At 50.0% G+C, this 10620-nt stretch carries 13 protein-coding genes and 1 tRNA gene; all 14 read left to right on the forward strand.

Features of this window, described 5'->3' with window-relative positions; genetic code table 11:
- Window positions 1-7 precede the first annotated feature (7 nt).
- A complete protein-coding gene (locus KOO62_13150; protein MBU8934927.1) occupies window positions 8-880 on the forward strand; it encodes a FliA/WhiG family RNA polymerase sigma factor in 873 nt (290 codons plus the stop codon).
- Window positions 881-907: 27 nt separating this feature from the next.
- Entirely contained in the window at window positions 908-1225 is a 318-nt protein-coding gene (locus KOO62_13155) for a hypothetical protein (GenBank protein ID MBU8934928.1), read from the forward strand.
- An 18-nt stretch (window positions 1226-1243) separates the two neighbouring features.
- Window positions 1244-1660: a hypothetical protein gene (locus tag KOO62_13160; GenBank protein MBU8934929.1), complete on the forward strand. Its 417-nt coding sequence runs from the start codon at window positions 1244-1246 to the stop codon at window positions 1658-1660.
- Between the two features lies 1 nt (window position 1661).
- A complete protein-coding gene (locus KOO62_13165) occupies window positions 1662-2846 on the forward strand; it encodes a DUF2225 domain-containing protein (GenBank protein MBU8934930.1) in 1185 nt (394 codons plus the stop codon).
- Between the two features lie 13 nt (window positions 2847-2859).
- A complete protein-coding gene (locus tag KOO62_13170) occupies window positions 2860-3615 on the forward strand; it encodes a flagellar brake protein (protein MBU8934931.1) in 756 nt (251 codons plus the stop codon).
- A complete protein-coding gene (locus tag KOO62_13175) occupies window positions 3612-4379 on the forward strand; it encodes a PilZ domain-containing protein (protein MBU8934932.1) in 768 nt (255 codons plus the stop codon). Before KOO62_13170 ends, KOO62_13175 begins: the two co-directional genes overlap by 4 nt.
- 18 nt (window positions 4380-4397) lie before the next feature.
- Window positions 4398-4919 carry a PilZ domain-containing protein gene (locus KOO62_13180; protein ID MBU8934933.1) on the forward strand — a complete coding sequence of 174 codons (522 nt, stop codon included), beginning with the start codon at window positions 4398-4400 and terminating at the stop codon, window positions 4917-4919.
- Complete coding sequence (locus KOO62_13185; protein ID MBU8934934.1) at window positions 4912-5553, forward strand: hypothetical protein; 642 nt, start codon at window positions 4912-4914, stop codon at window positions 5551-5553. The genes KOO62_13180 and KOO62_13185 overlap by 8 nt, the downstream gene beginning before the upstream one ends.
- Window positions 5554-5560: 7 nt before the next feature.
- Window positions 5561-7333, forward strand: a complete 1773-nt coding sequence (locus tag KOO62_13190) for a GAF domain-containing sensor histidine kinase (protein ID MBU8934935.1) — start codon at window positions 5561-5563, stop codon at window positions 7331-7333.
- 83 nt (window positions 7334-7416) lie between these two features.
- A complete protein-coding gene (locus KOO62_13195) occupies window positions 7417-7782 on the forward strand; it encodes a hypothetical protein (protein MBU8934936.1) in 366 nt (121 codons plus the stop codon).
- Between the two features lie 204 nt (window positions 7783-7986).
- Complete coding sequence (locus KOO62_13200) at window positions 7987-8403, forward strand: response regulator (protein MBU8934937.1); 417 nt, start codon at window positions 7987-7989, stop codon at window positions 8401-8403.
- A 60-nt stretch (window positions 8404-8463) separates the two neighbouring features.
- On the forward strand, window positions 8464-8871 hold the full coding sequence (locus KOO62_13205) for a response regulator (GenBank protein MBU8934938.1): 408 nt from the start codon (window positions 8464-8466) through the stop codon (window positions 8869-8871).
- Between the two features lie 3 nt (window positions 8872-8874).
- Window positions 8875-10311 carry a FapA family protein gene (locus KOO62_13210; protein ID MBU8934939.1) on the forward strand — a complete coding sequence of 479 codons (1437 nt, stop codon included), beginning with the start codon at window positions 8875-8877 and terminating at the stop codon, window positions 10309-10311.
- Between the two features lie 56 nt (window positions 10312-10367).
- A tRNA-Ser gene (locus KOO62_13215) sits at window positions 10368-10456 on the forward strand.
- Window positions 10457-10620 lie beyond the last annotated feature (164 nt).

A 10620-nucleotide genomic window follows, 5' to 3' on the forward strand; every position in this document is an offset into this window, starting at 1 on the left:
CATTCAAATGGTTAGTACAACAAAAGCCAGACCTGTTAAAACCGTTCCGGAGGTCATGAACGGAACTACACCCACCCCGGCAAGAGCTGCAAACTACTGCCGTGCCAACAAGTGGCAAGTGTCCCCTCGCGACTGGACCCTTTACCACAAATACCGGACGCCGGAGCTACGCCAGGAATTGCTTAACAAGTATATCCCACTGGTTCGAAATGTGGCATCCCGTATGGCGATGGGTTTCCCCCGTTCGGTCGAATTGTCCGATCTGATCAGCACCGGAATGATAGGTTTGATTGAGGCTTTCAAGAATTTCGATCAGGACCGAGGAGTCAAGTTTGAGACCTATGCTGTGCCCAGAATCCGGGGCGCCATTCTCGATGAGCTTCGCGCTCTGGACTGGGTTCCCAGATCCACTAGAGCCAAGTCACGAGAGATCGAACGATCCATTACAGCCCTTGAAAACAACCTGGGTCGTCCACCTAAAAAGGCAGAATTGGCCAAGTATATGAATATCACGGAGCGCGAACTCCACCTCGCCCTTGACGATGTTTCCGGAACCCAGATTCTGTCCCTCGACGAGGTTATCTATCGGGAGGACGATAATCGCCAGGTTCCCCGCATCGAAACCATAGCCGACAAAGTATCTCATTGCATCCTTGGTGAAATCGAACGCGGCGAGTTGCGAAGCTTTCTGGTCGTAGCTATGGACCGGCTGACCGATCAGGAAAAACTGGTAATCGCGCTTTACTATTACGAAGAATTGACCCTCAAGGAGATTGGCGAAGTAATGCACATCTCCGAATCAAGGGTCTCCCAAATTCATACTCGAGCCGTCACCAAGTTGCGCGGAATGGTCAGCGACAAATTTTCACTGACCGGATAAGAATGAGATAAGACAGGAGCGTGGAAGATGAACCATTCCATAGAGTCGGTCGACAACTTGCCCCGTACGCAAGAGCCGCGTCGGGTCAATGCTACGGACCGCTCCAAGGAAGAACAGGATCAGGAACCGTTTGACAAAACGTTGAAGAAGAAGATGAAAAAACAAAAAGAAAATCCTGAAGACAACATTGACACGCTCATTGTCAAACAGACAGCCCAGAACGGTGAAAATGCAGATCACGATCATGATGACGCCGATGCGAAAGACAACAACAATGTCGATGACGACAAAACCGAAGACGGGACCGAGGCATCAGCGGCGTCCAGGATAGATATCAAAGCCTGAGCCATAGGATGGTAAACAATGGATTTCTCAAGTAACTTAGTAATTGACCTTCTGTTAAACGTAGCCGGTTTTCTGGTCGCCGGAGCACTGGCCCTGACAGTATATGCTATCTATCAACGTCGCCTGCGACCAACAGCGACATCACCGGAAGAGCCCGCCCCGGAAGAACCGACACCAGTTCCCCGGGTATCTATCGCCAGACCTATCAGAAATGGTACGGGTGAGTTTATTACCCTGGGGGCTACACCGGACTCCAGTCAGAACACGATGAAGACGACCGGGCACTCACGTCGGGCACAGGTTATCCAAGCCGCGCGCGAGATGATCAATGCCGGAGCAACCGACGGTGAAGTCAGATCGACTGTTCCAGTCTCTGACGCAGAACTTGCCGTTCTCAACATTGGACGAAAAAAACAACAAATAGAGGAGCGATAAAATGTCTACGGACAGCCCTTTCTTTCTATCCAAAGTGGAATGCCCAATCTGCAAGACGATCAATGAATTTGAGACCGTCAAAATGGGTGCCTTCGTAGAAGAAGGACGCGATACTGACTTCTGTCCACAGGAGATCAAGTGGCGTTTTCCAAAGTACCAATCCTACAATCCACTCGCATTCTTTGTGGCAACCTGCAGCAATTGTTACTATTCCCGCGAGTTTAACAATTCGTTCAAAGAGTGGAAACGCGACAACAACTTCCGCACCTATCGTCTGAAAGTTACCAAGGAGGTTCATCTGGATCAATTGGCGACATCGGATTCGGTGGTCAAACGTCTTGGCGAGGCCATCGACATGAGCCGTTATCCCAATGAAACCGCCATAATGAAGCTATTTCTGGCCATATTTGACGAACAAACATCGGATCATCACGCCAAACTTGACATCGGAAGATTCTACCTCCGTATCGGCTGGGTCTTCAGAGGATTACAGTCATTTGAGAACCCATTTCAGGCTTCTCTGCAAGGAATGCTTGCGGATTTGAAATCGCGCTATGAGGCGGTTTGGGGAGCGGTAGATCAATCGCGCAAAGCCATTGGTACTTTTGGTCAATATGCCGATGCTCTGTTCGATACCGAGGATATCACGGCCGATCTCAAATCACAACTTCTTCCCTTCAAGGAAAAATTCGAGTCAAGCTGTGGAAGTGTCGGAGAATCACTTTCGACAAGCCAGAAGCAACTACAGGAACTTGGTAACGTCATTAAGGACTTTCGTTCGATCAGCGTCGGAAACGAAGCCGACGAGACCGCAGCTACCTTTGGCGAGTTCGGCTCTTTTATCCAATTCCTGGCTGACCTCAAAAAGAACTGGGACGGCATTGTAACCAGCGAACTGGAAGCGCTACAGAAGGCAGTTACATACTACCGTGCGGCATACATGGACGGTCGCGAGATCGCCCAGGGTAATCAACAGATCCAGGCTGGGTACCTGATCGCAGAACTGTCGCGTCGCATCGGCGATCACAAGACTTCCAAAGAGTTCTTCAACTCGACCATCAAGGCTGGACAAGAGTATGTCTACCAGAACCGCAACGACAAGTCCCGAACGGCTCTGGCACGAAAGATCCTCGAACTAGCCATTGAGCAGGGGAAACTGAACATGGAAGCCATCAAGTCAGCGTGAAGCTCTGGAGTCAATGACCGTGGAATATGCTCTTAAACAATCAACCGAGCCGCTCAAACTCTGGGAAAAGATCGAGATCGTCGTGGGTGAAGGTCCCAGCGCTGGTCACTATGCCGCCCGCATAGAGGATTTCCAGGAGCACGGAGTCGTGGTTACTCCGCCCGAGCTTGTGTCCGGTAACACACTGCTGAGCAGCGGTTGCATCTGTCTGGTTATGCTGACCCGCGACGACGCCGTATACAAGTTCAGTACCCGGATCAGGACAGTCGAAACACTGAATCATAGACTCTATGTTCTGGACCCTCCGCAAAATGTCCGGCGTGTTCAGAGACGCCAGTATGTCCGCATTGATCTCTGGGAAAAAACACGCTTCGCCATTGTGGAGAAATACGCGGAGAATAAGGAAGGCGAGTCCGATCTTCAATGGGATGATGGGATCATTATCGACTTCAGTGCTGGTGGTGTATTGCTCAGGAGCAGTGATGAAATCGCGGTAGGAGCCATTCTGACCCTCTCCCTTGATTTCCTCAGCGAGCCAAATCTGCCCCAGATCATCGCGGCCGTGTGCCGAAGATCTTTTACCAGAGATGGATTGGCAATGGCTGGTATTGAGTTTCTGCGCCGCGACTTACTGGATCGAGTCTGCAACTCGGCCCAATTGAAAAGGCTACCCGAGGCTGTTCGGTCTTTTGATAAAGTAGCTCAGAACAGACTCGTCACCTACGTCTTCAAGCGTGAAGTAGAACTACGCGGTAAGGGGTTACTGTGAGTATCGAGATCGTCAAAAATCTTGGTGAGTCCGGGCCAGATCAGATCAGTATTACCCAATTGGACATATCTTCTCTGATCGGCCACAAAATCGTTCTCTTCTCAGACCAGTTTCCCAACCGACCTCTGGACAGTCGGGTGATCGCCGCTACGCGCCATACAGTGGCGATTGATCGCAGCGGTGGGAGTGGCTTGGTCAACAACCTCGTCAACAACCAGAGACTGACAGTCAGGATGGAATACAAAGGTGAGACGATCGCTATCCGTGGTACGCTCAAACGGATAGATGGAGGACGTTGTCAGGTACTCTTCGATGATACCGTACAGCCGTTATTCCGTCGTCGTTATCCCCGAATATTCCACTGTTGTTCGGTGAAGCTGGCTCCATTGAGGATTCAGACGTTTTCGCGCGAGCAACTTGCGCGCCTGCGTTGGATGATGACCGAGACAATCAATCTGTCCGGCGGGGGAACCCTCCTTAGTCTGTCTGCAAACCTGGAAAAGCCAGTCTACCTCCTTCTGAACATAGGCTGTAGCAATATTTCGTTTCCCGCTTTGCTGCTGGGCCAAGTCTGCCATTGCAAACAAAAGGCTGTCGGACAATTCGACATTGGTATTGAATTTCTTCCCCGTGAAGACCAGGAACGCTTGTTCTCGTCAACGATAATCAACCAGTTACCGCCAATCCTGTCGGCCTATGACGATGTGAGGCGAGCACTGTTGAGCAGAAGAATAGTAGCATGGATGCATGATGAAAACCATTGAATGGAAAGGAGTTCTGCGATGAATGACACGCCAAGAACTCGGTTTATCAACGACGTTGAAGTCACGGACAAAACATGGCAAGTCCGTAAACCCTTCAGGGTCAGTCAGGAGAACCAGCGCAGTTACATAAGGCTGGAGATTTCAACCCCTATGACGCTTCGGAAAGTACGTGACATGTTCGGCAATTTCTGGCCGACACAGGAGGATTACCACATTGATGGTGAGATTCTAAACATTTCCCCGGGGGGTGTTCTCGCTGACCTCAACCAACCCGTGAACGAAAACGACGTCGTTGCTCTCCGCTTTAGTCTTCAAGACGTGGAGACAATCGACAGCATTCTTGGACTCGTCAAACGGGTTGATCAGGATGATGATACATACCTAGCCGGGATCCAGTTCATCAGCCGGGAACAGTTGGAAGATCGTCTGTCCGAAGTAGAAATTGAGTTGCTGTCGGATAGTCTGAACGGTTTCGACAACCGCGTGGATGAAGTCATCAAGCGTTACCTTGTGAACGAAGGTGGGATCAACCGTGAGTAGATCTATAGCAGTTTCGGCTATGATCATCCTTATCACTCTACTGACTATCTGTTCGATGGTTGTAGCGCAGAGTGGACCGCGAACGGTTCTGGTATGGGTTGAAGAACACCCCCGTCCATGGGGGGAATCACAGATTGAAGAGTTGCTGATCCATAACCTCAGTCGAAATAGTAACCTCCGTGTTTTTTCGGCCAACACCAACTCGATCAAGGAACCGGAATTCCCTCGTGATTGGACAAACGTCGATTCGATCGCCGACTGGTCGCTTGAACGAGGTTGTCGTTATGTTCTGGCGGTATCGATAAAGGATGAACGGTTGGAACGAAAGAAAGGCATGCATCTACCGCTGTTATTCCACAAGTATAGTACCGTTGGCATTGTAGAGGCAGATGTCCGACTGTTTGATGCCGGACGGGGTAAATTCATCATGACGGAGATGTTGACAGTTGAAGAAAAGGGGCCTCGAGTATTTCAAGCAACCATGGACGATAACATCAATGACCCCGATTTGCACCTTACAACACCCAAGAAATTGAGCTTCATCGCCAAGTTAGAGCAGAAATTCTGTAACAAGCTGGTCAAACGATTGGGCGAACGTATTTATCTGAGGGAAAGAAACACGGAACTCAGGTAGCAAACAAATGAAAGAAGCAATGGACATAGCAACGCCCGACATGACCGGAAGTAGTCTGCTCGGCACCGCAGAAGGTCTGAATCTACTAAGGATAGGTCTGTTTCGTCTGGATCGGGATGGATATCTCCTTGACTTCAATGATACGGGAGCCGGGATACTGGGAGTGGACCAAGGTACGTCATGGAATGACCGTCACATATCAGCTATCGATCGATTCCTGGGACTGGGACTGGCAGAACAATTCGAGACCATCATTCAGGGCAAGGCCAGATTCGCCAAACGCCACATGAAATGCACTAATCGGCATGGTAGATACATGGAACTGAGTCTGTCTTGTACCACTTATCCAAACCAGGAAGGTGAGCCGGAAGTGTATGGACTGGTTCAGGATTCGGTCGAAGATGGTCATTCTTCGTCCGACACGACCAAGCACCGTCAAGGACTGTATATCCTGGCGGACGTGGCTTCTGCCCTATCTTCATCAGCAGAACTCGGTCAGATATTGCGAACCATCCTGACCGGCGCTACTGCCTCCCAGGGCTTGGGATTTAACCGCGCTTTCCTTTTCCTGTACGATCAGGAAACCGACTCCCTGATCGGCCATCTGGCTGTGGGGCCATCATCACCTGAAGAGGCTGGCCACATTTGGGGGCAATTGGATACTGAGGCAATGTCGCTTACTCAATTGCTTGATCCCCACGAAACCCCTGACTTTGAAGCAAGCCTTCTATCCGATCGTATCGCTGGAGTCGTTTATGATCTAAAGCAAGATTCGATGATCACTCATGTATGTCAGACCGGTGACTGGGTAAACCTGACCGACACCGATCCCATCGACGCCAATACAAGTTCCTTCCTTGACTGTTTGGGTACGAAAAACGCCGCACTGGTACCATTGGTCAGCAAAGGCAATCTTCGCGGATTGCTCGCAGCAGATAACTTCATAACCGGTCAACCTATCGCCGATGATGCCGTCGGTCTGCTCCAGATATTGGCCGATCAAGCCGCAGTGGCGATTCAGCGCGCCCGATTGTTAGACCTCGAAAGAAAACGGGTTGACGAGCTGCAACAAATTAATCGACAATTAGCGGAATCACAGGAGCAAGCGATTCAGTTTGGAAAGATGTCCGTTATGGGTGAACTGACAGCAGCCATTGCCCATTCCCTCCAGAATCCGCTTGATATTATGGCTGGCTTTGTCAGTCTTACGCTTCAAGCTCAACCCACAAGCGAACAACAGGAATACCTAAACATTGTCTCGACCGAAATCAAGCGTATCGAAAGTGTCTTGCACCAAGTCCTCAGGTTTTCGCAGGCCTCCAGCAATGACCTTGAGACAATTGAGTTCTCCAGGTTGATTGATGATGATTTCGATCGATTACAGGGTATTATGCATCGTTCAAAGATTTCGATCTCCCGAGCTCTGGCTCAGGCGCCACTCATCGTTCGCGGCAATCGCGAACAACTCAGACATGCAATCGGACAGCTCCTCGGACTAATTGCTGAGGATATTATGCCCTCTGGAAGACTGGTGTTGCGGACCGAACGAGTAGGGGGTATGGCAAGACTGCTCGTCATTATGGAGTGTCCGGGTGATCACGTCAGACGTATAGAACGATCGCTGAAACAGATGTTTGCGGATCAATCGCAGACACAGTACCTGCCCTTGCTGGTCACAAATGAAACCTTCAAGTTCCATGGTGGTCGCCTGGATCTCGCCAGCGGCTCTGATGGAGGGCCATGTCTCTTTGTGGAACTCCCGTTGCTGGAGGATCATTAGCTTGGATTGCGAATTGTCGAGGCAGGATCCGGCCGGAGATATATTCGTCCGCGAGGAACTACAAGGCCAAGTCTGGAGCTGAAATGAATATTGATACCCAGCGTGGGAGTCATTCTGAACTGGTAGAGCAGGTCGATGCTCTGGGAGAGGAAGTCAAAATCCTGGCTCTGAATCTGGCCATTTACCTGGCCAAAGCCAAGACCGAATCTGACCGGCTCTCGCACTTGGAATCAGATTTCATTCGATTGGTCAATGGCACAGTGAAAGCGGTACGGGAGTTGGCCGGTTTTATCAATACTGCCAGAAACTCCGGTGCGGGTGTCGTAGAACAGTCCGAGTCACAGACCGCAGGACCGGATCCTCTTGAGGCTCGACTGAGGTGTATTCTCGATCAGTGTGGGCAAATCATGACTTCCCTGTCACAGGATAAAGATTCCAGCTCCAAGTGAGTTTGGCTACGAGATGTGTGGATGTGTGTTAGTCACGGATTGAACCTACTCTTTCACCGCCCTCTACTTCAGGTTAAGCGAAATCTGACGATATTTAGACTATAGTGTAAGGATGCCCCTGGATCGGCCGCACGAGCTTATCTATTGTGTCTCGAGTCGGTTTGAGTGGGCGAATTAATGAAATTCTCACGGTGGGATTGACAAATGGGAACATACGATTTTAGTCATATCGACAAGCTGGCCAAACAGCACGGGGTTCCCTTCAAAATCTTAATCGTAGACGACGAAGAGTGGATGCGCAAGGTGTTTGGTGAATTCTGTAGCGAGACGGATGCCTTCGATGTGGACCTGGCTGTTTCGGGAAGTGAGGCTGTCGAGAAAATGCAAACGGCTTCGTACGATCTCGTCACCTTGGATCTTATCATGCCTGAGATATCCGGATTGGATGTTTTGCATGAAATCAAGCAAATGTCCCCCCATACGCCAGTCATGATCGTAACCGGCAATGCAACCGATCGTCTAGTGAAAGAGGCGGGAGTACTTGGAGCCTGCCGGGTGCTCTATAAACCTGTCCGACTTGAGGACTTTATTGAGAGTTTGGCGTCTGCTTTGGAACGTTAGAAACAATAGACCGCCTGGGGACTGCCGCAGGTATTACACAAGAGGAATAGCAAGGGCTGTATGAAGAACACCATTTCGATACTGATTGTTGACGACGAGGAGGTCCTGCGTTCCCTGCTGGAGAAAATTCTGTCCCGTGAGGGATACCAGATAAAATGCGCCGAGGATGGCGTGACCGCACTCGAGATACTGCGCGAAGAGCCGTACGATATTGTGATTTCAGACATGCAAATGCCTCGTATGGACGGATTTGAACTTCTAAGGACAATTAAGAGCGAATTCCCCAATATCGGTATCATAATCATGACCGGCTTTGGCGACAGCTATACCGTTAAGGACGCTCTATTGCTGGGTGCTGATGAGTATATTACTAAGCCATTCCGGAGCTACGAGATATCCCTGATTGTAGAAAGAGCATACTGGCGCATGTTATCCAATAAAGACCAATCCACTACCGAAGTGAGTTAACTTATGTCACTCTCCACTAGTACATCGACGCAAACCGCAAAGTCATCTCTCGTTCGAATTGTCATTGCCAAGGACAGCATGACGGCCATGATGGCTATATCCAAACCTTCGCCCGGAAGCAACGAAACCACTCTGGACAATGTCAAAGAGGAGATTGAACGTGTCGGTCTCGTATACGGAATCGACTGGGAGGCCATCGATGAAGCCCTGGTCAAACGAGAGTGGGATACGCCGGTCCGGATCGCGGCGGGAACCAAACCCGTCAAGGGAAACGACGCCATCTTCGAGTACACATTTGAAACCAAGAGGGATCAAGCTCCGGAAGAGGATGAAGACGGCCGAATTGACTATCGGTCTCTGAACTTCATTCAAAATGTAGAGGAAGATCAGGTGTTAGTGGTTAAGACTCCGCCAACAGATGGAGTTGATGGTACCAGCGTCAGGGGTACTCCTGTCAAAGCGGCATGTGGACGTGACCTGCCATTCCAATCGGGTAAAAACACGAAAATCTCCGAGGATGACCTGTCATTGATTGCGACCACAAGTGGATCCATAGTTCTCACTCGGGACGGCATTTCCGTCAATGATGTGACATCAATCCAGGGCGATGTCGATATGAGAGTGGGCAACATCGACTGCGCCGGTTCAGTGATAATCGGAGGTCAGATCAACGCAGGATTCAAAGTACATGTTGGCGGTAACCTCGACGTTGGCGGGAATGTCCAGGATTGTGTAATCGACTGCAAAGGAAACATCGTCATTAAGGGTGGATGCTTTGGCAAAGGTGAGGGGAATATCAAGGTCGGAGGCGACATTATCCTCAAGTTCGCCGAGGGACTGACAATCGAATCCGGCGGTAATGTGACTGTAGGCGGAGAGCTTATCAATTGCCAGGTGACTGCTGGCGGAAATGTCGATATCTGTGGCAAGAAGGGCACCATTGCGGGCGGAGCGATCTACGCCGGCAAGGAAATCAGATCCTCAGTGGCTGGCTCTGATGCCGGGACCATTACCGACCTCTACGTAGCCTACGATACCGAAATCATGAGTGAGTACGAGAACACGATGCAGGAAATCGACCGGGTGAATGCTGATCTTAAGAGGGTCAAAGAGACTCTATATGGACTGTATCGCCTTCAGGGAGATGGAAAACTGGATAGCGACAAAGAAGCCATCTTGAAGCAACTGGAAGAATTTCAGACTGGTGCCCCCGATGCTCTCAAGGCATTAGATGAAACCAAGGCTGGCATCGAAGGGCGGATGCAAGAATTTAAGGATGCACAAATCGTCGTCAAAGATACTCTCTACCCCGGTGTTATCGCACACTTTGGTATGGTTTACCGGGAATTTACAGAACAGACTGGGGCTTGCAAACTAACCCTCGAGGGAGGCCGGGTAATGGTCTCTGAGTGGAGAGAGGATCGCGACGGCAAACACTGACAACGACCCCAGAAACTTCTTGAAATCCGATCATCTTCCCGATATATTCAGTTGACGGAGAGATGGCTGAGCGGCTGAAGGCGGCGGATTGCTAATCCGTTGTAGGTTTTATGGCCTACCCAGGGTTCGAATCCCTGTCTCTCCGCTTTACTTTCGAACACGACCAGGAAACAACCTTGCAAACTCCTATACAGTGCAGGGTAATATCTTTAGAAGTGTGTAAAAGACAAAAGGTGTATCCTAGAGTTTTCAATGACCCACAAAGGAGACACCTAATGCCTTATCGAGAATTGAATTTCGACAGTCACA

It is taken from the genome of Candidatus Zixiibacteriota bacterium (assembly GCA_019038695.1).
GTDB lineage: Bacteria > Zixibacteria > MSB-5A5 > GN15 > FEB-12 > B120-G9.

Bases quoted from the DNA above. Each gene is read 5' to 3' on its own strand.
- KOO62_13170 (MBU8934931.1), top strand. From the start codon at position 2,860: ATGACCGTGGAATATGCTCTTAAACAATCAACCGAGCCGCTCAAACTC.
- KOO62_13200 (MBU8934937.1), top strand. From the start codon at position 7,987: ATGGGAACATACGATTTTAGTCATATCGACAAGCTGGCCAAACAGCAC.
- KOO62_13150 (MBU8934927.1), top strand. From the start codon at position 8: ATGGTTAGTACAACAAAAGCCAGACCTGTTAAAACCGTTCCGGAGGTC.
- KOO62_13180 (MBU8934933.1), top strand. From the start codon at position 4,398: ATGAATGACACGCCAAGAACTCGGTTTATCAACGACGTTGAAGTCACG.
- KOO62_13160 (MBU8934929.1), top strand. From the start codon at position 1,244: ATGGATTTCTCAAGTAACTTAGTAATTGACCTTCTGTTAAACGTAGCC.
- KOO62_13210 (MBU8934939.1), top strand. From the start codon at position 8,875: ATGTCACTCTCCACTAGTACATCGACGCAAACCGCAAAGTCATCTCTC.
- KOO62_13205 (MBU8934938.1), top strand. From the start codon at position 8,464: ATGAAGAACACCATTTCGATACTGATTGTTGACGACGAGGAGGTCCTG.
- KOO62_13190 (MBU8934935.1), top strand. From the start codon at position 5,561: ATGAAAGAAGCAATGGACATAGCAACGCCCGACATGACCGGAAGTAGT.
- KOO62_13165 (MBU8934930.1), top strand. From the start codon at position 1,662: ATGTCTACGGACAGCCCTTTCTTTCTATCCAAAGTGGAATGCCCAATC.
- KOO62_13155 (MBU8934928.1), top strand. From the start codon at position 908: ATGAACCATTCCATAGAGTCGGTCGACAACTTGCCCCGTACGCAAGAG.
- KOO62_13195 (MBU8934936.1), top strand. From the start codon at position 7,417: ATGAATATTGATACCCAGCGTGGGAGTCATTCTGAACTGGTAGAGCAG.